Here is a 26,138-nt window from a genome sequence, read left to right on the forward strand (position 1 = left end):
TTGAGTTATCGGTTGTGCAAGGAGGTGAAATAATACATGTCAAAGCCAGATCGTTCCATTGACCCGCGGATTATGGAGAGTGCAAAAAAGGAGTTTCTCGCCAATGGATTTGAAAAGGCATCCTTAAAAACAATCTGCCAGGAGGCAGGGGTTACGACAGGGGCTCTTTACAAGCGGTATAAGGGGAAAGAAGATTTGTTCTGTGCAGTGGTAGCCGATACGGTTGCAGCGTTGGATGCTTTTGTGGAAATGCGAAGCTCCGCCCAGGCCAGGGACCTCTCCGATGAGGAACTGGTCAGTGCGTGGGATATGGAAGAAAGCATGACGGAATGGTTCCGGTTCCTGTATGAATACCATGAGGGTTTTACCCTGCTTATTTCCTGCGCAGGAGGGACCCGGTATGCAAATTTTCAGCACGACCTGGCAGAGAAAATGACGGCTAAGACCTACGAATATTTTCAGGAAGCCAAAACTCGGGGGCTTGCCCATGGGGATATCTCCCAGGAGGAAATGCACATCCTGCTTTCCGCATTCTGGACGGCTGTCTGCGAACCTTTTATCCACGGATATACGTGGGATCAGATGGAGGCTCACAGTCACCTCATATGCAGCCTGTTTAACTGGAGCCGGGCTTTAGGGTTTGACACACCCGTTATTTAACCTGCGATCAGCAATCCCTTTGTAGAGGGATTTCTGTTTGCCGATGGGTTAGTTTTATCTAACCAAAATCGATTGATAAGAAGGAGGGATTTGTTTTGTTCAAAAAAGTACTGGAATATACCGGTGAGCACCGCAAGACAACTTACTGCGCCGTAGCTGCCATGCTGGCCGGCATGGTAATGCAGGTGCTGCCGTTCTGGTTCATTTACCAGATTATCAGGCCTCTGCTGATGGGGGAAACAGTTACAGCAGAGTATATGATCTGGCGCATTACAGCTATTGCAATCTGCACGGTGCTGTATGCCGTGCTCTATATCTGGGGACTTTCCCTGTCCCATAATTCTGCCTATAACACTTTAAAAAACCTGAGGATTTCCCTGCAGGCAAAGCTGGAGAGCCTGCCTCTGGGCATGATTCAGGAAAAGGGCGTGGGAGCTGTCAAAAAGATGTTCATTGATGACATTGAAAAAATTGAGCTTCCCCTTGCCCATGCTCTTCCGGAGGGAATTGCCAATGTGACCATCCCTGTTCTGGTATTTCTGGGGATGTTTCTGGTGGACTGGAGGATGGCCCTTCTGGCCTTGGCCTCCCTGCCCTTTGGAATAGTCGCTATGATGATGATGTACCAGAGCGGCACCAGCAAAATGGGAGATTATTATGGATCGGCCCGGAAGATGAACAATACCATCGTGGAGTATATCAACGGCATGGAGGTAGTCAAGGTATTTAACCGGGACGGCGAATCCTATCACAGATATGAGCAGGATATTAAAAGCTACCGGGATTTCACCCTGGCCTGGTATAAGGCATGCTGGCCTTGGATGGCCATTTATAACAGCCTGGTACCCTGCGTGGCCCTCTTTGTTCTTCCGGTGGGCTCCTGGTTTGTTATGAAGGGGTATTCCACTCTTCCAAGTCTGGCTCTTGGGCTGTGCATGTCCTTTGGAATCAGCGGCCCTCTTCTCAGGGCGATAAGCTTTCTGCCCACCATGGCACGGATTGACTATACCATATCCAGCCTGGAGCAGATGATGAACGAGCCGCCTCTTATCCAGTCGGCAGAACCATTTTCCGGCAAGGATCATGGAGTGAAGTTTGAGAACGTGCGCTTTGCGTACAAGGAAGCAGAGGTACTTCATGGCGTCACTCTTGAGGTGCCAGAGGGGAGTCTGACCGCACTGGTGGGTGAGTCGGGAAGCGGAAAAAGCACCCTTGCCAGACTGCTGGTTCATTTCTATGATGTAACGGAAGGCTCTGTCAGAATCGGAGGTCAGGACGTGCAAAACATGAGTTTGGAGGCCCTTAACAATCAGATATCCTATGTGGCTCAGGAACAGTTTTTATTCAACATAAGTCTTCTGGAGAACATACGCCTGGGCAGACCGGAGGCAACGGATGAAGAGGTGCTGGAAGCTGCCAAAAAGGCACAGTGCGGTGAATTCTTAGACCGGCTGGAAAACGGCATTCATACCATGGCAGGGGACGGAGGCAAGCAGCTTTCCGGAGGAGAGCGGCAGCGGATATCTTTAGCCAGGGCCATTTTGAAAAATGCGCCTATTGTAGTTTTAGATGAGGCCACAGCATTTATGGACCCGGAGAATGAGGAAAAGATGAACGAAGCCATCGCACAGGTCATTGCGGGAAAGACCGTTATCGTCATCGCCCACAGGCTTCACTCCATTATAAATGCCGACCAGATCTGTGTGCTGGAGGCGGGAAATCTGGCAGCAGCCGGAACCCATGAAAAGCTGCTCACAAGCTGCCCGGCTTATCAGAGACTTTGGCAGGCAGCCGAAGGCAGCGCGCAGTGGAAGGTCAGCACCGAGAAAGGGGGTAGTACCTTATGACAGCGTTAATGAAACGCATCTTTATCGCTTCCGGGAAGTACAAAGGAAGGATTGCTGTAGCTTTTGTGTTCTCCTTTTTAAAAGGAATTTTGAAAAATGCACCCATTGGCCTTGCATTTTTTGTACTTTCCGCTTTTTATCACGGAACAGAAACTCCAGAGATGTCCCTGCGCATTGGAATTACCCTGGTCGTTATTCTTCTGATTCAAATGCTGTTTCACAACATTTCAGACAGGCTTCAGTCAGCGGCAGGCTTTCTCCTCTTTGCCGATAAGCGGATGGAGCTGGGGGCCCATCTGCGTAAAATGCCCATGGGCTATTTCACGGAGGGAAACATAGGAAAGATCAGTTCCGTGCTCTCTACGGATATGGTGTTCATTGAAGAAAACGGCATGAGTGTGCTGGCTGATATGATGAGCTACATCTTTTCCCAGGGCATTTTGCTGGCTTTTGTATTCTACTTTGACATATGGCTGGGGCTTGCGGGGCTTGCCGTGCTTTTTCTAATTCTGCTGGTGGCAAGGGGGCTGAAAAAGGAAGCCCTTGAAGATTCGGTGATCCGCCAGGAACAGCTTGAAAATCTGACGGAGGCGGTTTTGGACTTTACAGAGGGAATCGGCATTATCAAGACCTACAACCTGCTGGGGGAGAAGTCTCAGGCCCTTGCTGACAGCTTTCGGGAGACCTGCCGCACCAGTCTGGAGTTTGAGGAAAATCATACCCCATGGCAGAGAGGGCTGAATCTGGTTTATGGCTTTGGTGTGGTTGTAGTAACGGCCCTTTCTGTATTTTTGTATTTTCAGGGAAAGCTGGATGTGCCTTATCTGGTGGGAATTATGCTCTTTGTATTCGACTTGTTCGGCCCGTTAAAGGCTCTGTACGGACAAAGCGCACGGCTTACGGTGATGGATAGCTGCATGGACCGCATTGAAGCGGTGTTTGCGGAGCAGGAGCTTTTGGATATTGGCAGGGAGGATATTCCGGAGCACAGTGATGCTCCCGAGGTACAGTTTGAACATGTCAGCTTTGCTTACGGTGAAAAAGATGTGCTCCGCGACATCACCTTTGATTTGGAAAAGAACCGGATGCTGGCCTTGGTGGGACCGTCAGGCGGAGGAAAATCCACCATTGCAAGTCTTCTGGCCCGGTTCTGGGATGTGAAGTCCGGGCGGATTCTGGTGCGGGGAAAGGATGTGAGAAATGTTCCTCTCAGCCAGTTGATGGATCATATTAGTATGGTGTTTCAGCGGGTATATTTGTTTCAGGATACCATTTACAACAATATCAGCATGGGAAGGCCGGGAGCCAGCCGGGAGGAAGTGATGGAAGCAGCCAGGAAGGCCCGGTGCTATGATTTTATTATGGCTCTGCCTGAAGGTTTTGACACTGTGGTGGGAGAGGGCGGCGCAAGCCTTTCCGGAGGGGAACAGCAGCGGATTTCCATTGCCCGGTGTATTTTAAAGGATGCTCCCATTGTTATTTTGGATGAAGCGACAGCCAGTGTGGATGCGGATAATGAAAGCTATATCCAGCAGGCCATCAGTGAGCTTTGCAAGGGAAAAACTCTTTTAGTCATTGCCCACCGTCTGAACACCATCCGTCATGCAGACAAGATACTGGTCATTGCGGGAGGAGAAATTGAAGAAGAGGGAACCCATGAGGATTTGATGGAGAAGGGCGGTATTTATAGGAAGTTTGTAACTGCCAGAGAAAATAGCCGTGGGTGGAGCAGAGTGACTGACCGTCCGTTTATCCCACTCCTTTAGCCAGCCGCATCAGCACCTGTTGTCTGGACACATAGACTGGCATATGGTACAATAATAAGCATTTAGAATCACACAATTTAAATAATATTTCTCATACTGCCAGCAAAAAAATACGGTTTCTCACAGAAGGGTTACCGTATTTTTTTACTGGTCACCATGAGTACACCCATGAAAGGAGATCATCTGATGCGCTGGCTCACAAATATTAAAATGGAAACAGGATATGATTTCAGCAAAGAAAGTAATGTCCGTACCAAAACAGAATACGCTGCAATCGGAATGGAAGACGGAGTGATCCGTGCTATTGAAAAAAATGCTGTCCCAAAGGAAGGGGAAACGGTCATTGACGGACGGGGATATCTGCTTCTCCCTGCATTTGCGGACAACCATATCCACCTGGATAAAGGCCATTACGGCGGCCCCTGGCAGGCAGTTGTTCCCGTAGCAAACGGAGTGCAGGATCGAATCCGGGAGGAAGAAGGCTTCCTGTTGAATTTCCTGGAACATACTCCTGAAAAGGCTCAGGCGCTCATCGATTTGGTGGCAGGCAATGGAGCCACCTTCTTAAAAGTGCAGGTCAATGTGGACCCGGTTGCAGGCTTGAAAAATTTGGAGTGTGTTTACGATGTGCTGAAAAACAACTCTCACCGTCTGGAATATGAAATCGTGGTATTTCCTCAGCATGGCACTTTGGCGACAGAGGCAAAGGGATGGCTCACGGAGGCCATGAAACATCCGGCAGTAACCGCCATCGGCGGTCTGGACCCGGCAACTATTGACGGTGATATTGAGGCTTCCTTAAAAACGATTTTTGATCTGGCGGCGGCTTACGAAAAGCATATTGATATCCACCTCCATGACGGCGGAACACTGGGGATGTTTGAAATGCACCGCATTGTGGACTATACGGAAAAATATCAAATGGAGGGTAAAGTGCAGATCAGCCATGGTTTTTGTCTGGCCGACCACTCCGAAGAAGATATCATACGGATTGCCCAGCGTCTGTCCAAGGCCGGGATTGCCATTAACAGTGCGGTTCCTCTTGACGGAGCCCCCAATCTTCCCCTTTTGCGCAGGAATGGTGTCACGGTCCATGTGGTAAATGACAATATCAACGATCACTGGAGCCCTTTTGGAACCGGAGATTTGCTTCAGCGGGCAAGCCGTGCTGCGGAAAAATTTGATCAGGTGGACGAGCGCTCTCTGGCACAATGTCTGTCCATGGTCACCAGGGGAGTGGCTCCCTTATCCAGAGAAGGAGAATTACTGTGGCCAAAACCAGGCGATCCTGCGGATTTCGTGCTGGTTCCCGCAGAATCAGCAGCCCACGCAGTAGCCAGGGTTCCCCAGGAACGCATTGTTATATTTAAGGGAGAGGTTGTTTCTCAAAAGTGAGAGCCTGCTTCTGAAAGCAAATAAAGACCTTTGCCTTTGAAATTGGATGATATGATTCACATGAGAGAAGGGAGGTGAGGTAATGGCCGATTTGCGAAGAAAACTGGCTCTGCAGAAAGATCCCTATGATTTGCAAAAAAGCAGCAGCTTATTTTTAGAAGCAGTCAAAAATGACGTTATATTTCATGAGAAAAACTGCCCTGAATATGCCCGGATGTTGAAAGCAGTTGATTTTTCAGTAGATGAAATTGACTCAGAAGACAAGCTTTATAAGATACCGGTAATTCCAACTCTTTACTATAAACGCAATTACCTCTCCTCCATGCCGGAAGAGAAGCTGGCGGTTAAAGCCACATCTTCCGGTACAAAAGGACTGCAGAGCAGAGTTGGATTTGATAGAAAGACAATTTTTTATGGTGTTTTAATGATGATAAGGTATTTTTCTTATCATCAATTAATATCACCTCTTCCCACAAATTACATTGTTCTTGGATATGAACCCAGCAGGCATACCCAGATGGGCGCAACCAAAACAGCTTACGGGGCTACGAAATTTGCGCCTGCACTTCACCGGGAATATGCCCTGAAGGACACCGGGACAGAATACCGGTTAAATATCGAAGGAATTAAAAAAGCATTGATAAAATATGCCAAAAGCGGGCTGCCGGTGCGGTTTGTGGGCTTCCCCTCTTATATGTTTTTCCTGATCAAAACTCTTAAGGAAAACCATATCTCTTTAAAATTGAACTCTCATTCCAAGATTCTTCTGGGAGGCGGGTGGAAACAGTTTTCCGATGAAGAAATTGACCGAAACCTCTTTTTCCAGTTAATTCAGGACACTTTGGGGATTGAAAAACACAGTTGTTTTGAGTTTTACAGCGCGGTGGAACACCCCATTCCCTATGTAAAATGCAGAAATGGACATTTTCATGTTCCCATTTACAGCAGAGCCATTATCAGGGATGTAAAAACACTGGAACCTGTTCCTATGGGATGCTTAGGGCTGCTGAGCTTTATATCCCCAATGGTATCCAGTATGCCGCTCACAAGCGTAGTTACAGACGATATTGCCGTATTGTATGATGGGAACGGCTGCGGATGCGGAATAAATACCCCTTATTTTGAATTAAAGGGCAGGGCAAGCGTGAGTCAGATCAAAACCTGTACGGCAGACGCATGGGAGCTGGCCCAAGGAGGCGGGGTATGAATTTAATTTCAGGAAAATTGATGAATAATAAAGAGAGCCGGGCAGAGCTTCAACGGCTGAAATCTTTGATACTTGAAACCCGGGAAAAAGTCCCTCTTCCAGTCAATGCGGTGATCCGTGCATGTGATGTTCTCTCCCAAAGCCTTAGCGAGCAGGAGCATTTGCATTTGCTGCTTGATCTTGGTATGCCTGAACATAAGGCGAGAAAAGAGCTGCAGACCGTTAAGCAGATGATATCGAAAGAATACTTAGAAAACCGAATGAAACTAGAATTCGGTCAGTCTTTGGGCCGTTTTTCTCCATACGGCGAAACTATATCAGTGCGGCAGGAATGGATGCCCCTTGGCGTATTGCTTCATATAGCTGCGGGAAATGTTGACGCTCTGCCTGTTTTCAGCGTCATTGAGGGATTGTTAACAGGCAATATTAATATTTTAAAGCTGCCAGGAAATAACGATGGAATATCTATTCTCATCTTACAAGAGCTGATGAAGATCGAGCCTCTTATTGTCCCGTATGTCTTTGTATTTGATTATCCCTCCCACGATATGGAAGCTATGAAGAAGTTGATGAGCCCGGCAGATGGGATTGTTGTATGGGGCGGTGATGCTGCGGTTTCTGCGGTAAGAAGGACGGCAAATCCGGATACCCGTATTATTGAATGGGGCCATAAAATCAGTTTTGCGTATGTATCAGGGAGTATTTCTGATTCTGATTTGGAAGGAATTGCTTACAATATCTGTGATACCAGCCAACTGCTTTGCAGTTCATGCCAGGGAATATTCCTTGATACAGAGGATTTTGACCAGGTTCTGAAGTTTGCCGGTCGTTTTGTCAGAATCCTTGAGCGTATGGCGGGTGAACTTCCCGATGATAACCCGTATTTAACGGCGCAGAAAACCCTTGAATTATATACGGAGAGGCTGGAATCTGCAAAATCCCGGAAGCAGGTTTTTTATGGAAACAATTGCAGTATAACAGCATATAACGATATGTCTGTCATGCCGTCATATATGTATAGAAACTGCTGGGTGAGGCCTCTTCCCCGCAAAAAGCTTCTGGCTGTGCTTTGTGAATACAAAAACCATCTTCAAACAGCCGCCCTTGTCTGTGAGGAATGTGATAAAGCCGCTCTTGAAACCATACTGGCAAAGACTGGGGTGATGCGTATTACAAACGGAGCAAGGATGTCTGAAGGTTATTGCGGAATGCCTCATGATGGTGAACTTTCTCTCAGGAGATATATGAAGCTCATGTCTTATGAGTATTAAAATTACCGGCGGCTATTTTGAGGTATTATCGTTTTAATATAAGGTACTGATTATTCAATATAATTAAGCAGGAGGGAAATAAAAATGGTGCATCTCGTATATTGTGATAATACGGGCAAAAAAGGGGAACATGTATTAGATAAAATATTAGATGGAACGAAAACAATGGTTGTAAGAGGTGCGGCTGGCCGCAAAATACCTCACAGCCGGGTGTTTGAAGGCGAAACCGTTTATTTTATGGAAAAAGGAACGTCTCTTATTTCTGCTTTTGCCTCTGTAACATCTGTTCAAAGCCATGTGAAGCTGACGGAAGATGAGATTGTGAAAACATTAAATGACAACCAGGACAAGCTGAACTTAACCGAAAAGCAGAAGGAACGCTGGCATAAGAAGTGCCTATGTCTGGTTGAATTTGACGGTGTTCAGAAAATCGAACCGCCCCTTGCCTTTGATCATCAGGGCAACATGGACGATTGGCTGATTATTGATAAGATTGAAGATGTGGTCGTTGGTACAAGCATACCTTATAACTATGAAAAGTCCAGATTTTAGTACTTTATCATCTGATTGACCGGGCAGTTTTGAACCGCAGAATATTTTACGGGGGATTAGAAATGGATATATTAATAAGAGAAGAGCAGGAAAAGGATTATAGAGACGTTGAAGAAGTGACGAGAGAAGCATTTTGGAATTATCACAGTCCGGGATGCAATGAGCACTATCTTGTGCATGTCATGAGAAAGTCACCGGAATTTGTGAAAGAATTGGCTTATGTTGCGGTTGATGGAGATAAAATCGTTGGAAATATTATGTATACGGAAACTTATATTCTTGGTGATGATAATAAAAAATATCCTGTATTATGCTTTGGTCCTGTTTCAGTCTTACCCCAATACCAAGGCAGGGGGATCGGTTCAAAGCTCATTGAACATACGAAAATAGCAGCTAAGGATTTAGGATATAAAGCCATTTTGATTTTAGGTGATCCGGAGTTTTATAAGAGAGTAGGATTTGTCAGTGCAGAAACCTATTTGATAGGAACGTCGTGGGACACCTACGCGGAGCCTTTGCTTGCTTGTGAGTTGGACGCAGGTGCTCTTGCTGAGTGTAAAGGAAGATTCTTTGAGGGTGAAATATATGAAATAGATAAGGAAAAGGCCGAGGAGTTTGATAAAAAATTTACTCCAAAAGAAAAAGTGTCAGGACTTCCCTCACAGGAAAGGTTTTTAGAGCTTGTTTCTATGAATAAACCCAGATTGTGATAACCAGGAAGACGATGGGATTTGATCCAAAAGGACCAGATTCAGCAGCCTGGCGATAATTTCCAATTTGCAAAGCATATAAATTTTTAAGAAGGAGGCCGAAGAATAAATATGAAGACCAGAACCTATCTTGCAATCGATTTAAAGTCCTTTTATGCTTCGGTCGAGTGCATGGAACGAAAACTTGATCCAATGACCACCAACCTTGTTGTTGCTGATGCAAGCCGTACTGAAAAAACGATCTGTCTCGCCGTTTCCCCCTCCCTCAAAGCATACGGTATTCCCGGCAGGCCCAGACTGTTTGAGGTTGTGCAGAAGGTCAGGGAAGCAAATGCGGCGCGGCTGCGAAAAGCACCGGGACGAGCTTTTTTGGGCGCCTCCATTCATGATGCGGAATTAAAGTCCTTACCGGAGATATCGCTGGATTATATAATTGCTCCTCCAAGAATGGCGCATTATATAGAATACAGTACATGGATTTACAACATCTACTTGAAATACGTTGCGCCCGAAGACATCCATGTCTATTCCATCGACGAAGTGTTCATTGATGCCACCGAGTATCTGAGCATTTACAATCTTTCGGCCCGTGAACTGGCTACGAAAATGATTCTTGATGTCCTGAAAACCACTGGCATTACAGCATCAGCCGGAATTGGCACAAACCTATACCTATGTAAGGTTGCCATGGATATTCAGGCAAAGCATGTTCCGAAAGATCAAAACGGCGTACAGATTGCTGAACTGGATGAAATGAGTTATCGCCGGTTGCTGTGGGCGCACCGGCCTCTGACAGACTTTTGGCGTGTTGGCAGAGGATATGCTAAAAAGCTGGAAGCACATGGCCTTTTGACCATGGGAGATATTGCAAGATGCTCCCTTGGTAAGCCTGCCGATTTTTACAATGAGGATTTACTGTATAAGATGTTCGGCATCAATGCAGAGCTGTTGATCGATCATGCATGGGGGTGGGAGCCGTGTACCATTGCTGATATTAAAGCGTATAAGCCAAGCACAAACTGCATTGGATCGGGACAGGTGCTGCAATGTGCCTATACCTTTGACAAAGCGAAGCTGATTGTACGGGAAATGACTGATCTTCTGGTGCTGGATCTGGTGGATAAAAGGCTTGTGACCGACCAGCTTGTTTTGACGGTCGGATATGACATTGAAAATCTGACAAACCCGAAGATAAAGAAATTGTATCGCGGGCCAATTACCATAGACCACTACGGACGTTCCGTTCCTAAATCTGCCCATGGTACGGCCAATCTTGGCAGGCAGACCTCCTCAACCAAACTGATTATGGAAGCTGTTACAGAGCTTTTTGAGCGCATCGTTGACAAAAATCTCCTGGTCAGGAGAGTCAACATCTCGGCCAATCATATTGTTGATGAAGAAACCATTTATAAGAAAGACAGCTTTGAACAGCTTGATCTATTTACGGATTACGCGGCTTTGCAGGCGAAAAAAGAGGCTGAAGACGCCCAGCTTGAACGAGAAAAAAGTATGCAAAAAGCAATGCTGGAGATAAAAAAGAAATACGGAAAGAATGCCATCCTAAAGGGTATGAATCTGGAGGAAGGCGCTACCACATTAGACAGAAATAAACAGATTGGAGGGCATAAGGAATGACAAAAAGCTATGACGATATCATCCATCTGCCGCACCATGTCTCAGTGACCCGTCCTCAGATGGCAGCCATTGACCGGGCAGCTCAGTTTTCCCCTTTCGCTGCGCTGACCGGCTATGATGCCGCTGTAAAAGAAACCGCAAGACTGACAGATGAGAGAGTAGAACTGGACGAATACATGAAAGATGCTTTGAGCAATAAGCTGCAAATCACAGCAGACAGGCTCAAAGAGCATCCTGAAATTGCAATCACCTATTTTCAGCCGGATGAGAAGAAGGAAGGCGGCTCCTACATTACTTCTATGGGTGCGGTTAAAAAGATAGATAAATATGAGCGGGTTGTGGTTATGACTGATGGCACAATGATCCCCATTGATGAAATTATCAGCATAGAGGGAGAGATATTTGAAACCAAAGTGCCCCATTCCTGTGATGAATAATGGACAAATATATCCTGAGCGGACAATATGGCATTGCATCACAATGAGAGCGGATGGATAGCAATTTAATGATAAAGTAAAATCAAAATAATTGTACCGGATGTCCAATTGCTTCGACGAATTTTAACAAATTATCAAAAGTGATAAATACAGTAGCAGTATTATCATTGGGATGAATTCCCATGGCGTCACCTTTTCTGAGTTTCTTGTCCAAATAAAATTCTACATGATTAGCCGTATCGTTTAATAAACCGAAAGGACTGACAGCCCCTTTTGCCAGGCCTAAATGGGTTTGAAGGCGTTCCTCTGAAGCAAAAGACAGTTTTGTACAATTTAGGACTGTTTCCAACTGTTTTAAATTTACCTCATGTTCTGCATCGGCAACAACAAGGAAATGGCGTTTTCCCTTTGCATCCCGCAAGAACAGATTTTTTGCTATCCTTGATTTGGGAGGAAAATCTAACATCTGCATTTCCTCAATGGTAAAGACAGCAGCATGCTCCACTGCTTGAAAAGGAATGTTCATATCAGTCAATTTATCGTAGACCAATTTCTTCTTATCCATATTTTTCTTACCTCTTTCCTATAATCTGATTTATTGTTTTTCCTAATACATTAGTATATAATAAAAAAGGTATTAAGTAAAATGACGTTTTTTGAATTATAAGTTGAGAACTTCTCACATATAGGAGACTGTATTATGGATTTAAAAAAATATAAAGTATTTCTGGCATCAGTTGATCTAGGAAGTTTTACGAAAGCCTCCATACAGCTTGATTACACCCCCTCGGGTATTACACATATGATGAATGCATTGGAGGATGAATTGGGATTTCAAATCCTGACGAGAGGAAAAAATGGTGTTCAACTAACTGAAAATGGAGCCCGTCTTGTACCAATTCTGCGGGAGCTGCTGCGTCTAGAAGAGGATTTTTCTCAAACTGTTTCTGAAATTAATGGATTAAATGCAGGAACTATCCGCATTGGAAGCTATTCCAGTATTGCGGTGCATTGGTTACCGGGGATTATAAAAAGTTTTCAGTGTGATTATCCAAACATCAATATTAAATTAATGGAAGGAATCCGGCAGGAAGTGGTTGCATGGCTGGATGAACGAAAAATAGATTTAGGACTTATGAGCTATAATCCGGAAATGAAATTTGATTGGATTCCCTTGAAAGATGATCCCATGCTGGCTGTACTTCCGCTGGATCATCCTTTGGCAAAAGAAAAAGCATACCCGATTAAAAATTGTGAATCAGAGGATTTTATTATGCCTGCCTGCGGTTACGATTATGATGTGGTAGAATTATTCCATAATGAGAAGATTTCGCCCAAAATACGTTATGAAACATTTGAAAATTACGCCGCACTCTCCATGATTGAATGCGGTCTTGGGATGAGCGTGATGAATGAACTCATTACGAAAGGGCGTATATGCAATGTTGCCAAGCTGCCTTTGCAGCCAAGGAGGCATATTTCTCTTGGCATTGCAGTTCCCAATACAGAGAAACTTTCCCCGGCAGCGAAGAAGTTTATTACTTACTGTGAAAAAGCATTTTAACTTTTAAGGCGTGTGCTTTATCCTTGAAAATCATGTCAAAACGTGGTATTGTTAGTTAGCCAAGGCTAACAATTGTCTGCTCTTGATGCAGGAGAAGGCGAATCAAACAGCGCCATGTAAACGGATTGAAAGGAGTATGCAATATGAAAATTGACGTAAATAAACTGGCGGAGCATTTTGCGCGCACTTCTTTTCAGGTTGAAACAGTATACCGCTGTGTGCGTGAGCCTGGGATGTATTACAATGCCTATTCCAAGCCGTTTCCAGGCTTTGTATTTCCTTTGAGCGGCAAGGCGGAGTTTATTTTTAACGGAACCCCCTATATTCTTGCACCGGGAAACATCGTTCATGGCGGTGCTCATATGCAGTTGAACAGCCGTGTCCTTGGAAATACAAGATGGGAGTATCTGTTAATTCTTTATAATATTACCGTACCTGAGCCCAAAGGGTTTAACCTGTCAAAAGAGCATTTCGAGCTTGCTGTTGGTCAAAGCCTCCGGTTAACTCAATTGCTCAACCGTTTACGCCATATCTCCAGCCAGCCCGGAGGTGTTGCAATGTTTCAGACAGAAACATTATTCCGTGAAATTCTAGAGGAAGTATTCGTTTGCATGCGCAATCAGACCAATGGCGATGCGCAGAAATTATTTGAACAGGTGTCCGCATATATTCATGAACGATACATGGAGGCACTTACCGTTCCAATCCTGGCGGAAGAAAACGGTGTAAATAGAAACAGGCTTGCTTACGTATTTCATAAATATGCAGGCATGGGGCCGGGAGATTATTTACTTCAATACCGTTTAAACCGGGCAAAAGAGCTTTTGCTTTCCAGTAAAGCCCCATTGCATGAGGTGGCCCAGGCTGCCGGGTTTAACGATCCTTTTCATTTCAGCAAGGCATTTAAAAAGCAGTTGGGAATTTCTCCCAGCGAATTCCGAAGTAAATTCATAAATAACACATACTAGTTTCATAAATAACACATTCCCCTATGGTGGCTGGCTTGTTATACTAACTAATGCAGAGTTAGATGATACTAACTACTATCGCATTGGAGGAATGAATGATGAAGAAATTAATGGGGCTGGTTCTATCAGCCGTGCTGCTGACAGGAGCGCTGGCGGGCTGTACTGGAACGTCAGCTGGAAATAGCGTTACAAGTACCCCGGAGACCAATCCGGCAGCTACGGAAACAACCACACCTGAGGCAAGCAGCGGTACGGAGGCGGCATGGCCGAGAACGTATGTAGATGAGCTTAAACGGGAGATTGTTCTCGAAAAGAAACCGGAAAAGGCTGCTCTTCTGTTTTTCCGTAATTTCGAGCATATGTTTTTGCTTGAAGAAGGGCCGGCGGCGGCCACTGAAGTAAATATGCTGGATGAATGGGCTTCTTTGACACCCTATAAAGAGAAATACGACATTGCTGATATAGGTTCCATGAGAGGTCCGAATATCGAAAAGCTTCTTGAAACGGAACCGGATCTCATTATTATGTTTTCAGGTTTATATGAAACATACGGTGAAGAACTTGAGAAAATCGCCCCGGTTATTACCGTTGCTGCAAATGAAAATAACTGGAAAGGCGCTTTGCGGGGATACGGTGAAATATTCGGAAAAGAAGAGAAAGCCGAATCTGAGATATCCCGGATTGAGACCTTGATTGCGGACTCCAAAGAGCAGTTGGCAGACTACAGTGATAAGACCTTTGGTGTGATTATGCTGGGAGACAAGCAGTTTTGGGCGTTTACTACACAGTTTGTTTTCAATGAAGAAAATGGCCTTGGACTGAATCCTCCGGAGAATTATGTAGATATGGGGACAAAGGGTGAAGAGATTACTTTAGAAGCTCTGGCCGGCATGAATCCTGATTACATATTTGTTGCGGATATAAACGGTTCTTCCACTACTTTGGAAAAATACTTAAAAGACTTGGAGAGCAACTCGGTATGGAATTCCCTTGACGCAGTCAAAAACGGGAATATGTATGCGCTGGATAGTTCTATTGCAGCCGGAGGCCCTCTGGGAATCGAATTAGGTGTGAGAACCATCATGGAAAATATTTTAAACTGATAACAGTATTTTATGCCGGATGCAGATGCGGATGGTGTCTTTGTTTATTCTTGTAAAGTCTATAGAATTATGGTATTATTACAAAGTTAGAGATGGCTAACCTTATTGGCCTCAATGCCAAAGGATTGCTGCAAAACAAAGTCACATAACCATAACACTATGGGAACCAAAGGGTGAAATTATGGAAACCGATATCAATCAGATCATAGATTATTATGCGAAGGCAAGCACCGCATTTGCAGGCATGTTTTTTGAATATGGAGAGTTTAACAACAGCAGTATTGATAGAAGAACCAACCCTTTTTGCGGGGGATTGGTGATTCCGCTTATGGGAAATGTTTGTTTTACCTTAGATGGTACGGAATACAGGATTCAGCCAGGTGTGGTGATACATGCCGGTCCCAATATGAGAGTGAGCATAAAGGGATCAGACCATAAACCGTGGAATCTGGCCGTTATCCACTATACCATCCCTGAAAACGAGATAAACCGTTTACCGCTTTTTCAAAATCACTTTTCTTTCCCGATAGGCGAAAACGTGAAAATCCCGGATTTGATTCAACAGCTTTTGCTGAGCCAATCCACGCCTGGAGCTTTTGCGTTATTCAAAACAAAGTTATTGTTTACAAATCTTTTAGGTGAGTTTTTTGATTCGGCAAAAAGGCAGTGCGCCGACAGCGGCAGTAAACTGGCAGAACAGGTTATGGAGTATATCCGGCAAAATCATGCGGAGCCAATTACCATTTCCCAGACAGCGTCTCGTTTTGGCCTGGACAGACGCAGGCTTGCCGCATTGTTTGAACGCCATGTGGGTATGACACCCAGCAATTATTTAATCGAATGCAGGATTCTCAAGGCAAAAGAACTGCTGTGTACTTCTTCCTGCCCCATTAAGCAGGTAGCCGAATGCGTGGGCTATTCTGACAGTCTCTATTTCAGCAAAGCCTTTAAAAAGCTGTCCGGCATATCCCTGTCGGAATTTCGGGACCTCATGGCCCGCGGTGCAGACCAAATACAAGGATAAGAACATAAAACTGCGGACAAAATTCCATGCCATTCAGGTCATTATTCCATTTCAATAGGATTTTGGTTTTGTTATACTAAGTCAAGTTAAACAAAACTAACCATTGTTGTGTTGGAGGAATGAATGATGAAAAAATTTATGGAACTATCCCTTTTGCTGTTGGTTTCAGCAAGCCTGCTTACAGGCTGTGCAGGAACACCTGCCCGGAATAACGAGACACCCACCTCTGCGGCTGCGGAAACATCTGCACCGGAACCAAGCGGTGAAATGGAAGCGGCATGGCCCCGGACATATGTAGATGCTCTCGGCAATGAAGTAGTGATTGAAAGCAAGCCAGAAAAAGTTGTTTCGGCTTTCCATGCAATGTTTCCTGATTATTTTTATACGTTTGGTGTATCGCCATTGGCAGTGGCTGCCGCAGAAAGCAGGTTTCATCACTTGTCAGCCTTTGAGGAGTTTCTGGCAGTAAATAAGCCGGAGGATATTGGCCCGGCCAACTCGCTGAATTTTGAAAAAATACTCTCTCTTGCCCCTGATCTGATTATTATGACAAAGCTCCAGGAAGAGGTTTACCCCCAGCTTTCTCAAATCGCTCCTGCAATTGTTATGGATCATACACAGATAAATGCTGATTGGAAATACGGCGTTAACGAGTTTGCAAAGATTTTCGGGGAAGAAGATAAGGTTGATGAAATTATCAGCGGAGTCGAGAAAACTATTGCCGAGGGGGCTGAAAGCTTAAGTCAATTCCGGGATAAAAACGAAACGGTAATATTTCTTGCCGTGACGGGCAAGCAGTTATTTCCTTATCCCGTAACCCAGCTTCAAGCAGTATACAACGGCGTAAATGAAGGCGGTCTTGGCTTGACGGCGCCGAAAGCCTATACAGAGCTGACTGACTATTCCCAGCCCCTTTCCCTGGAAACTGTTGCGGCTGACTATAAACCGGATCACTTATTTATCATCGCCGATAATGTTGACGGAGATGCAGCGGAATACATAACCCAATTGGAAGAGAATGGGGTGTGGAAGAATATGGATGCCGTAAAAAATAATCATGTTTATAAGATTGACCGCTCAATATTTGGTTTCAATGCTCCTATAGGCACAAAGTTTGGAGTAACATTCGTAGTTGACAGCCTGACCAGGTAGCAAATGCTGACCGGCATGAAAATCTGCTGGATTCCGGTCATGTATGGTATATATGGCAATGAAAGTAAAACCAGGTGCAGCCGGGAATGTGGGCCTGTGCCTGGTTTCTTATTGCCGGAATCGCTTTATTATCTATAAGAGGAGGAATGAAACAGGATATGATGAAGAACCTGAAACGTTTCCTGCGGTATTACCGTCCCTACAAAGGTTTGTTTTTTCTGGACTTATTCTGCGCAGTGACGGCAGCTCTGCTGGGACTGCTGTTCCCGTTTACCGTAAGCCGTATTGTGGACAAGCTTTTGCCTACGGGAGACTGGATTCTGATTTTGTCTGCCTGCGGGGCACTTACGGGAGTCTACCTCGTCAACACTGTCCTCAAATATATTGTAGGTTATTGGGGGGAGAGGCTGGGACTATACATTGAAACCGACCTGCGCACCGAACTTTATACCCATTTGCAGAAGCTCTCTTTCCGTTTTTTCGATAACAACAAGACGGGACAGCTTGCCTCCCGCATCTCCAACGATCTGCTGGATGTAGGAAACATGGCCCATTACGGTCCGGAGCATTTCCTGATTGCGGTTTTTACTCTGATTGGGTCCATGTTCCTCATGTTCCGGGCCAACTGGCAGCTTGCCCTTTTAATGAGTGCTTTTGTCATGGTGCTGCTTACGGTCAACATTTACTTTATGAAGAAACTGGTAGCGGCCAGAAGACGGTTGTTTGGTGCCATTGGCGGCTTTATGTCCCGGCTGGAGGATGGAATCGGCGGCATCCGGGTGGTGCAGGCTTTTGCAAATGAGCATTATCAGCAAAAGCTGTTCCTGAAAGACAATGAAAAATTCTGTGAAGCGAAAATAGAAGGCTTTAAGAATGCTGCAAAGAATGAAGCCGTAACCTATATTTTTCTCAACCTGCTGCCTGTAGCTGCTCTGCTGGGCGGAAGCTGGTTTACCTTAAACGGCGGCATGAGCCGGGGCCAGATGTTCAGCTTTATCCTGCTGGCTAACGTTATGGTTATGCCCATTCAAATGCTGGCAGCTTTTTCCGTACGGTTCCCCAACGGAATGGCGGGATTTCAGAACTTTGCTGAAATCATGGACACCGAGCCGGAGATCAAGGATGCTCCGGATGCGATGGAGGTATACTCCCTGCGGGGTGATATTGATTACGAAGATGTCACCTTTGGCTATGATGAAAACCGCCATGTGCTGAAGAATGTCAGCCTGTCGGTCAAGGCCGGAGAAACGGTTGCTTTTGTAGGAACCTCCGGTGCAGGGAAAACCACCCTATGCAGTTTGCTTCCCCGGTTCTACGAAGCGGATGCCGGGTGTATCAGCATCGACGGGATGGATATTAAAAAAATGACGCTCCAGTCCCTGCGCCGGCAGATTGGTGTGGTGCAGCAGGAAGTATTTTTGTTTGGGGGTACCATTGGGGAAAATATTCAGTTCGGTAAGCTGGATGCTACTGAACCGGAGATATGGGAGGCGGCGAGGCGTGCCCAGCTTGATGACTTTATTCGGGAACAGCCAAACGGGCTGGATACCATCATTGGGGAGCGGGGCGTAAAGCTTTCCGGGGGACAAAAGCAGCGTATGAGCATTGCCCGGATGTTCCTCAAAAACCCGCCCATCCTCATTCTCGATGAAGCGACTTCTTCCCTGGACACAGAAACTGAAGCGGCAATACAGAAATCCCTGGCCGAGCTTTCCAAAGGGCGTACAACCCTTATTATTGCTCACCGGCTGGCAACCATCCGAAAGGCCGACCGCATTATTGTACTGACAGGAGAGGGAATAGCGGAAGAGGGCAGTCATGAGGAGCTGCTGCAGTCAGGCGGGATATACCGCCGTTTACATATGGCGCAGGCTGGAGCGTAGACAGCAAGGAGGCAATAGACCAACATGAAAACACGAAACGAACCGGAAGCAAAGGTTCAGGATATAAAAGAAAAGACGAAAGGCCGCGCTTGGGCGGCGTGGCTCATTATCGTCATAGGCAGCGGAGCATTGGTTCTGCTCATGGCATTTTCCATCACCAAAGGCTCAGCGGGAATTCCGCTTCAGACGGTGTGGGACGCCTTGTTTCACTTTGACGGGTCAAGTACTCATCACCTTATTGTGATTGATTTGCGTCTGCCCCGGGTCATTGCCAGTGCCCTTGTAGGTGCGGCGTTTGCCGTGTCCGGGGCCATTATGCAGGGGACGACACGTAACCCCATGGCGGATTCCGGACTTTTAGGCATCAATGCCGGAGCTGGATTTGCTCTGGCCATCTGCTTTGCTTTCTTCCCGGGGCTTGGGTATATGAACATGATCCTGTTTTCCTTTTTAGGTGCGGCATTGGGGGCAGGGCTGGTAAACGGCATTGCATCTATGGGCCGGGGCGGGGCTGCCCCCATGCGCCTTGTGCTGGCTGGGGCAGCGGTCAGTGCGCTGCTGGCAGCACTCAGTCAAGGAATCGCCCTGTACTTTCATGTGGCACAGAACATCATGTTCTGGACTACCGGCGGTGTAGCAGGTTCCAACTGGGAGCAGATTAAAATTATGTCACCCTGGATCATCGCTGCCTTGCTGGGAGCATTTGCTTTATCCCGTTCCATATCCTTGCTCAGCTTAGGAGAAGATGTGGCCAAGGGGCTGGGCCTGAACACCGCCGTCATCAATACCCTCTGCTCTTTCATTGTGCTGATTTTGGCTGGAGCTGCGGTGTCCGTTATAGGAGCAGTGGGATTTGTGGGCCTTATGATTCCCCATTTGGCCCGGTACCTTGTGGGTGTAGATTACCGCTGGATCCTCCCGTCCTCGGCTGTATTAGGCGCTTTGCTCATGGTAGGAGCAGACCTGGGGGCCAGGATGCTCAACCCGCCCTTTGAAACGCCCATCGGCGTACTGACTGCCCTTGTGGGTGTACCTTTCTTCCTGTATCTGTCCCGTAAGCAAAGGAGGGCGTTGTAATGACGGAACTGCAAAAGAAAAATGAAGCATACAGACGAAAAGTTGCTGTTCGTAACACGGCTGTCGTTATTGGATGCGGAGTGCTGCTCATAATATCCTTCATCATCAGCATGAATACCGGATATACGAAGCTCTCCCCGCTGGATACCCTGCGCACATTATTCGGAGGCGGTACGGATAAGGAAAATCTGATATTGTTCGATTTCCGGCTGCCCCGCATCGTAGTATCCATTCTTGTAGGTGCAGGACTGGCCTTGTCCGGCTGCATCATTCAGGGCATTTCCAGGAATGCGCTGGCTGACCCCGGACTTTTAGGCATTAATGCCGGAGCCGGGCTGATGGTTATCCTGTATGTGATGTTCTTCGGAACCCAATCCTTCCTCTCGGTTTTTACCTTGCCTTTTCTGGCCCTTGCAGGCGCAGGAGTAACTGCGGTACTGATTTATGGGCTGACATTTAAAAAAGGTGAGGGAATTGCACCCATGCGCCTGATATTAACCGGCGTTGCAGTACAATCAGGAATTTCCGCACTGACTACCTTACTGGTGGTCAGGCTGGACGAAACCCAGTTCGACTTTGTAGCTACATGGCAGGCGGGCAGCATTTGGGGCAGCAACTGGAAGTTTGTGCTGGCCTTGCTGCCCTGGCTCCTTTTATTGATTCCCTATGTGCTGTATAAAGCCCGTATCCTGGATGTGCTGAATCTGGGCGATCAAGTGGCGTACAGCCTGGGCGCTTCTGTAGAAAAAGAGCGGCGAAGGCTTCTTGCTGCTTCCGTTGCCCTGGCAGCCTGCTGCGTGGCGGTCAGCGGCAGCATTAGTTTTGTGGGGTTAATTGCACCCCATCTGGCAAGACGGCTGGTGGGGCCAAAGCATGCGGTTCTTCTGCCGGTCTGTACCCTGACGGGGGCGGTGCTGGTATCCGCTGCGGATACCATTGCACGGGTAATCGTGCAGCCCGCCGAAATTCCCACCGGCATTATGGTAGCGATTATCGGTGCACCCTATTTCCTGTATCTTCTGGCAAAGAACAGGCAGTAATGAAAGGATGAGAATTATGAACAGCATTGCAACAGAGAATTTAGCTGTCGCCTACGATGAAAAACTTGTGGTAGACAATTTAGATATGCAGATTCCCCGGGGGAAAATAACATCCATTATCGGGCCCAACGGCTGCGGAAAGTCTACAGTATTAAAAGCAGTGGGCCGCATCCTTAAGCCCAAGAATGGCATCGTGTACTTAAATGGAGATGATATTCACCGGCTGACAACAAAAGAAGTAGCGCAGAAGATGGCGATTCTGCCCCAATCTCCCCAGGCCCCTGCTGGCCTGACCGTAGGAGAATTGGTGGCCTACGGACGTTTTCCCCATCAGCATGGATTTGGCAAACTTAAACCTGAGGATAAGGAAATCATCCAGTGGGCTTTGAAGGTTACCAGGCTAACGGAACTGGAAACTATGGCAGTGGACAACCTCTCTGGTGGACAACGGCAGCGGGTGTGGATTGCTATGGCCCTTGCCCAGCAGACTGATTTGATTTTATTGGACGAACCCACCACTTACCTGGATCTTGCCTATCAGCTTGAGGTGTTAGAACTTCTTCACCGCCTGAACCGGGATCAAGGCTGCACGATTATTATGGTGCTCCACGATTTAAATCTTGCTGCCCGTTTTTCCGATTACATGATTGCTATTCGCTGCGGGAATATCATCAAACATGGCACTCCGGAAGAAGTAATGATTCCTCAGGTGCTGAAAGAAACATTTCACATTGATGCCCAGATTGTGAAGGAACCACGCACAGGACGCCCAACCTGTGTATCTTATGACCTTATTCCCGAAATGCGAAAAAATGGAGATAATTTTGAGGAGGCATGTTAATGAAAAAAATAGCGATTTACGGTAAGGGAGGCATTGGAAAATCCACCACCGTATCAAATGTATCAGCAGCAATGGCGACAATGGGATTGACCGTCATGCAGATTGGATGTGATCCCAAAGCAGACTCTACCCGCAATCTGACAGGTGGTAAAAACATCACTACAGTGCTGGATACCCTGCGGGAAAACGGTGACGCAGAGCTTACGGATTTAGTGGTCAAAAGCACAACAGGCGTATTATGCGTGGAATCAGGCGGGCCTGTTCCGGGTGTGGGATGTGCAGGACGGGGAATTATCACTGCCTTTGAAAAGCTGGAGGAACTGGATGCTTATGAGGTATATAAGCCTGATGTGATTCTGTATGATGTTCTGGGTGACGTAGTATGCGGCGGCTTCGCCATGCCAATCCGAGGCGGGTACGCCGATGAGGTGTGCATTGTGACCTCCGGAGAAATGATGTCCCTTTACGCTGCCTCAAATATATCTCACGCTGTCAAAAGCTTTGGCAAGCGGGGATACGCTTCCCTTCGGGGGCTGATTCTCAATGCCAAGAACTTTGAGGGAGAAAATGAGCTGGTGGATAAGGCGGCTGCAGAGATCGAAACAGATATTATCTACCGTCTGCCCAGAGATCCGCTGGTGCAGCAGGCGGAAGCAGAGGGAAAAACCGTTGTGGAGGCGTTCCCGGATTCTGATATGGCAAACTATTACAAGGAGCTGGCAAAGCTGCTGCTGGAAGGAAGTGAGGGGATATGAAGGAACTGCAGCATTTAAAAAAGTTATCCGGGGTGAAATCAAACACAGGAATCAAGTTTTTGTCCCCTGCTGTTTCCCCTGGATGTCACTGTCCCATGCGCATGGCGGCCCTGACGGCAAAAGATATTGGGGGACTTTCGTCTTTGCTGGTAGGCATGCCTGAATGTACGACTCACGTGAGACTGTTCAATCCCAAACCGGAAGGAAAACATGGGGAGCTGCACTGGCTGTATGTGCTGGATCAGCATGAAGTAGTATTTGGCTGCCGCAACGGGTTAATAGATGCCCTTAGGAAAATGGATAAAGCCGGAGCAAAGGCCATTCTGCTGATTGCTACCTGTATTCCCGAGCTGATCGGAGAGGATATTGAAGGAATTATCCAGGAGGTCCAGCCAGAGCTTTCCGCACCTGTTACCCATGTAATGCTGGGACAGTTCAAGAATTTCAGCTATCCTCCCGGTTATTGGAAGACCATGGAGGCACTGGGGTCACTGATGAGGGAACAGAAGAATAATCCTCTGCAGATCAATGTATTGGGACGCAATCCAAAGGAAAAGCATATTCCCCTGCCGCCTCTGTTTGCAAAACTGGAGCGTAAGGGGCTGTCCCTTCGTTACCTTGCACCGGGGGCCGCCTTTGAGGATTTCCAAAGTGCGCCTGATGCTGCCATTAATCTGGTGGTTTCCCCTTATACTCAGCCCTTGGCTGTCAGGATGGAGCGGGAATTCGGCGTGCCCTTTGTTTCTTTGCATACACTTTTTTCTGTTGAGTCTATTGACAGGGCTTATAAGGAAATTGCAGAGCAGTTTGGTTTTACCTGGAAGGATGAATTTGATGAGGAACGGGAAAAAGCCCTTTCTTTGGAGAAAAAGGCGGCTGATGAGCTAAAAGGACTGCGTTACATTGCTTCTTTAAGAGCTGGAATGCCTCTTGTTCTGGCTGGTTATCTGGCGGGCTTTGGCATGGAACCGTTACTGTTGCATATGGATGAATTTTATCCTGAGGATAAGGGACACGCAAAGGCTCTTCTCGCGCTGGGACATATACCTTATATCTGCCGGATGGTGAATCTTCCTGCGGAATATTCCATTCTTGAAAGTCTGGCTCCTGACATCTGCTTCGGGTATCTGCCGCCCGGGGGGAAAACCATTCCCAATATGGAGAACATGCATCATTTATACGGAAAAATAGGTTATGGGCTGACCATAGAGTTTTTGGAACAGACTCTGGCGGTATTGGATAAAGATAAAATATCCGGGAAAGGAGGAAATAACTATGGGACTGCATCGATTTAAGCCGCTTCCCTCCGGACGTATGGGGATTTTGTGGACCCTTTCTTCCATTCGGGACGCGGCAATGGTGGAATTCGGATGTATGGGACATATGATGTACAGCGGCGTGACCCTGGAGAACACTGGCGTAAGAGGTGCTTGTAAAAGGTATTCTACTCACATAGATGAAACGGATATCGCCTTAGGCAGTACAGATAAGCTGGCTGACACCATTGCTCATGTGATGGAGCGTGATAATCCCCGGGTGATTTTCCTTCTTCCCTCCTCTATCCCTGAGGTAATCGGAACAGATCTCCAGGCAGAGGCAAAAGCACTGCAGCAGGAGTATCCGAATACTCATTTTTTGTCTTTTGGATACGGCGGATTTGAAGTAACTCAGCATAGGGGCATACAGGAGGCCCTTCTAAGGCTGGTACAGACACTACCCAGGGATACGGATAAAAAACCTCAGTCTACTTTTAATATTATCGGCTCCTGCGCCGACTTGTTCCGGTTTCAGGCCGATGCCAGTGAAATTCTCCGCATTATGGAGGGTGTTTTTGGTATGAAGCCTCTATGCATACTGACTTCGGATACTTCCGTGCAGGATATTGAGAATATGGGAGGTGCCCATATTAACCTGGTTCTTCGGCGTGAAGGAGAACCTGCTGCTAAACATTTGCAAGAGCGGTTCGGTACTCCCTATCTGCAGGGGCGTCCTTATGGAATTGATGGGACGGCACGTTGGATTGAAGAAGTGGCTGAAATCTTGAAAGTTCCTGTGGACCGTGATTTTTTGGACAGCCAGCTTAGAGAAGGGAAACGGCTGCTTTCGGACATGAGACCTTTAATACGGCATCTTGGAGAAGAGCATCCTGAGAAAATCCGGCTGTCTATTGGTGCTCATGCTGATGTGGTAAGAGGGATCCGTAATTTTGGATGCGGAGAACTGTCCTTGCCTCAGGGAACATACTGGTGTGACAGCCCGGATATGGCCGGCGATGATATTCCGTATTTTACAGAAGATCAGTGGATGGAGGCAATTCAATCCCAAAAGAAGGGTCTTTTGATGGCAAGCGGTGAAGCACTGGCATGGGCGGACCGAAACATGTCGCTGCAAATTACTAACCCTGATATAAGGCGGAGGCTGAACCCATATGTTCCTCCATTTGTGGGCTTTCGCGGTGCACTTCATTTGATGGACCTATGGATCAATGCTGCGCTTGAGCAGGAGGATGACGAAGATTAAGCCGGCTTGGTTTAGGTATTTCTTTCGTAATTAAAACCTTTCCCCAATTTGTTAATTGTATAGTATAATAAAACTACCATAAAAATCAACTTTTACTTTATAGGAGGGCAGTGTGGGAAAAAAAAGACGATTAGAAGAACAGGAACGATTGGAACAACAGAAAAAGAAACGGCAAAAGCAAATCATTATCGGTGCATTGCTTTCCGTATGTACGATTGCCGTGATAGTTGTTTTGTCTAATCTTTCAAAGCCAGTGCCGGCCAGCATAATAAGTTCGGCCCCTGATTCAAATGGGGATCTGCGTGTGGCTGTAGACAGTTTGAAAAAAGGCATGAATTATATAGAATTTGGCAGTAACGAAGAGCTCATTTTCTTTAAAGATAATGATGGCGCAATAAAAACAGCGTTTGATACGTGTGAAGAATGTTATGCCAGAGGCAATGTACGTTTTACTTTGAGTGAGGACATTCTGACTTGCAGTGTATGCGGCACCACACAATCAATTTCTATTTTAGGAACAGAGAGCTGGGGTGGATGTAAGCCCTTATCCATTACATCTGATATGCGCAATGATACCGATGCAGAAGTTGTTATCCCTGCTGCGGTATTGTCCTACTCCAATGATATGTTTTCTCAATGGGACACATCTGATTTCAGCATTTCCCTTGCCGGCTACGGAGCCAGTGAAGAGGGTGCCAGCGAATAAACCGCTTATAGTGAAAGGAGCCGCT

General features: G+C 46.6%; 24 protein-coding genes. 23 read left to right on the forward strand and 1 reads right to left on the reverse strand.

Annotated elements, in window-relative coordinates:
- Positions 1-36 precede the first annotated feature (36 nt).
- From V7M78_RS10560 to V7M78_RS10605, 10 genes are all read left to right on the forward strand, one after another.
- On the forward strand, positions 37-660 hold the full coding sequence (locus V7M78_RS10560) for a TetR/AcrR family transcriptional regulator (protein WP_333649227.1): 624 nt from the start codon (positions 37-39) through the stop codon (positions 658-660).
- Positions 661-755: 95 nt separating this feature from the next.
- On the forward strand, positions 756-2,507 hold the full coding sequence (locus V7M78_RS10565) for an ABC transporter ATP-binding protein (protein WP_333649229.1): 1,752 nt from the start codon (positions 756-758) through the stop codon (positions 2,505-2,507).
- Positions 2,504-4,273, forward strand: coding sequence for an ABC transporter ATP-binding protein (locus tag V7M78_RS10570; protein ID WP_333649231.1), 1,770 nt, complete (start codon positions 2,504-2,506; stop codon positions 4,271-4,273). Before V7M78_RS10565 ends, V7M78_RS10570 begins: the two co-directional genes overlap by 4 nt.
- A 186-nt stretch (positions 4,274-4,459) precedes the next feature.
- A complete protein-coding gene (locus tag V7M78_RS10575) occupies positions 4,460-5,668 on the forward strand; it encodes an amidohydrolase (protein WP_333649233.1) in 1,209 nt (402 codons plus the stop codon).
- An 82-nt stretch (positions 5,669-5,750) separates the two neighbouring features.
- The gene (locus V7M78_RS10580) at positions 5,751-6,875 is read left to right on the forward strand and encodes a LuxE/PaaK family acyltransferase (RefSeq protein ID WP_333649235.1); all 1,125 of its coding nucleotides are present in this window, start codon (positions 5,751-5,753) and stop codon (positions 6,873-6,875) included.
- A complete protein-coding gene (locus V7M78_RS10585) occupies positions 6,872-8,146 on the forward strand; it encodes an acyl-CoA reductase (protein ID WP_333649237.1) in 1,275 nt (424 codons plus the stop codon). The genes V7M78_RS10580 and V7M78_RS10585 overlap by 4 nt, the downstream gene beginning before the upstream one ends.
- 84 nt (positions 8,147-8,230) lie before the next feature.
- Complete coding sequence (locus V7M78_RS10590) at positions 8,231-8,698, forward strand: hypothetical protein (RefSeq protein ID WP_333649239.1); 468 nt, start codon at positions 8,231-8,233, stop codon at positions 8,696-8,698.
- A gap of 62 nt (positions 8,699-8,760) precedes the next feature.
- On the forward strand, positions 8,761-9,408 hold the full coding sequence (locus V7M78_RS10595; RefSeq protein ID WP_333649241.1) for a GNAT family N-acetyltransferase: 648 nt from the start codon (positions 8,761-8,763) through the stop codon (positions 9,406-9,408).
- Positions 9,409-9,519: 111 nt separating this feature from the next.
- Positions 9,520-11,043 carry a Y-family DNA polymerase gene (locus V7M78_RS10600; RefSeq protein WP_333649243.1) on the forward strand — a complete coding sequence of 508 codons (1,524 nt, stop codon included), beginning with the start codon at positions 9,520-9,522 and terminating at the stop codon, positions 11,041-11,043.
- The gene (locus V7M78_RS10605; RefSeq protein ID WP_333649245.1) at positions 11,040-11,480 is read left to right on the forward strand and encodes a hypothetical protein; all 441 of its coding nucleotides are present in this window, start codon (positions 11,040-11,042) and stop codon (positions 11,478-11,480) included. The genes V7M78_RS10600 and V7M78_RS10605 overlap by 4 nt, the downstream gene beginning before the upstream one ends.
- An 82-nt stretch (positions 11,481-11,562) precedes the next feature.
- Here the strand turns inward: V7M78_RS10605 and V7M78_RS10610 are convergent, their stop codons facing one another.
- Complete coding sequence (locus V7M78_RS10610; protein ID WP_333649247.1) at positions 11,563-12,045, reverse strand: prolyl-tRNA synthetase associated domain-containing protein; 483 nt, start codon at positions 12,043-12,045, stop codon at positions 11,563-11,565.
- Positions 12,046-12,180: 135 nt separating this feature from the next.
- Between V7M78_RS10610 and V7M78_RS10615 the strand changes: the two genes are divergently transcribed.
- The 13 genes from V7M78_RS10615 to V7M78_RS10675 all read left to right on the forward strand — a co-directional run bounded on the left by V7M78_RS10615 (position 12,181) and on the right by V7M78_RS10675 (position 26,113).
- The gene (locus V7M78_RS10615; RefSeq protein ID WP_333649249.1) at positions 12,181-13,044 is read left to right on the forward strand and encodes a LysR family transcriptional regulator; all 864 of its coding nucleotides are present in this window, start codon (positions 12,181-12,183) and stop codon (positions 13,042-13,044) included.
- Between the two features lie 143 nt (positions 13,045-13,187).
- On the forward strand, positions 13,188-14,012 hold the full coding sequence (locus tag V7M78_RS10620) for an AraC family transcriptional regulator (protein WP_333649251.1): 825 nt from the start codon (positions 13,188-13,190) through the stop codon (positions 14,010-14,012).
- A gap of 95 nt (positions 14,013-14,107) precedes the next feature.
- Positions 14,108-15,115, forward strand: coding sequence for an ABC transporter substrate-binding protein (locus V7M78_RS10625; protein WP_333649253.1), 1,008 nt, complete (start codon positions 14,108-14,110; stop codon positions 15,113-15,115).
- Positions 15,116-15,296: 181 nt separating this feature from the next.
- The gene (locus V7M78_RS10630; protein WP_333649255.1) at positions 15,297-16,139 is read left to right on the forward strand and encodes a helix-turn-helix transcriptional regulator; all 843 of its coding nucleotides are present in this window, start codon (positions 15,297-15,299) and stop codon (positions 16,137-16,139) included.
- A 123-nt stretch (positions 16,140-16,262) separates the two neighbouring features.
- Positions 16,263-17,291 carry an ABC transporter substrate-binding protein gene (locus tag V7M78_RS10635; protein WP_333649257.1) on the forward strand — a complete coding sequence of 343 codons (1,029 nt, stop codon included), beginning with the start codon at positions 16,263-16,265 and terminating at the stop codon, positions 17,289-17,291.
- 146 nt (positions 17,292-17,437) lie between these two features.
- Positions 17,438-19,174, forward strand: coding sequence for an ABC transporter ATP-binding protein (locus V7M78_RS10640; protein WP_333649259.1), 1,737 nt, complete (start codon positions 17,438-17,440; stop codon positions 19,172-19,174).
- A 24-nt stretch (positions 19,175-19,198) separates the two neighbouring features.
- Positions 19,199-20,251, forward strand: a complete 1,053-nt coding sequence (locus tag V7M78_RS10645) for a FecCD family ABC transporter permease (RefSeq protein WP_333649261.1) — start codon at positions 19,199-19,201, stop codon at positions 20,249-20,251.
- Positions 20,251-21,291 carry a FecCD family ABC transporter permease gene (locus tag V7M78_RS10650; RefSeq protein WP_333649263.1) on the forward strand — a complete coding sequence of 347 codons (1,041 nt, stop codon included), beginning with the start codon at positions 20,251-20,253 and terminating at the stop codon, positions 21,289-21,291. Before V7M78_RS10645 ends, V7M78_RS10650 begins: the two co-directional genes overlap by 1 nt.
- 16 nt (positions 21,292-21,307) lie before the next feature.
- The gene (locus tag V7M78_RS10655; RefSeq protein ID WP_333649265.1) at positions 21,308-22,132 is read left to right on the forward strand and encodes an ABC transporter ATP-binding protein; all 825 of its coding nucleotides are present in this window, start codon (positions 21,308-21,310) and stop codon (positions 22,130-22,132) included.
- Positions 22,132-22,887 carry a nitrogenase iron protein NifH gene (locus V7M78_RS10660; RefSeq protein ID WP_333649267.1) on the forward strand — a complete coding sequence of 252 codons (756 nt, stop codon included), beginning with the start codon at positions 22,132-22,134 and terminating at the stop codon, positions 22,885-22,887. Before V7M78_RS10655 ends, V7M78_RS10660 begins: the two co-directional genes overlap by 1 nt.
- The gene (locus V7M78_RS10665) at positions 22,884-24,182 is read left to right on the forward strand and encodes a nitrogenase component 1 (RefSeq protein WP_333649269.1); all 1,299 of its coding nucleotides are present in this window, start codon (positions 22,884-22,886) and stop codon (positions 24,180-24,182) included. The genes V7M78_RS10660 and V7M78_RS10665 overlap by 4 nt, the downstream gene beginning before the upstream one ends.
- Complete coding sequence (locus V7M78_RS10670; protein ID WP_333649271.1) at positions 24,163-25,407, forward strand: nitrogenase component 1; 1,245 nt, start codon at positions 24,163-24,165, stop codon at positions 25,405-25,407. The genes V7M78_RS10665 and V7M78_RS10670 overlap by 20 nt, the downstream gene beginning before the upstream one ends.
- Before the next feature lie 112 nt (positions 25,408-25,519).
- Positions 25,520-26,113 carry a Fe-S-containing protein gene (locus tag V7M78_RS10675; protein WP_333649273.1) on the forward strand — a complete coding sequence of 198 codons (594 nt, stop codon included), beginning with the start codon at positions 25,520-25,522 and terminating at the stop codon, positions 26,111-26,113.
- Positions 26,114-26,138: the final 25 nt, after the last annotated feature.

Origin of the sequence: Lacrimispora sp. (assembly GCF_036758025.1) — a bacterium.
GTDB lineage: Bacteria > Bacillota > Clostridia > Lachnospirales > Lachnospiraceae > Lacrimispora.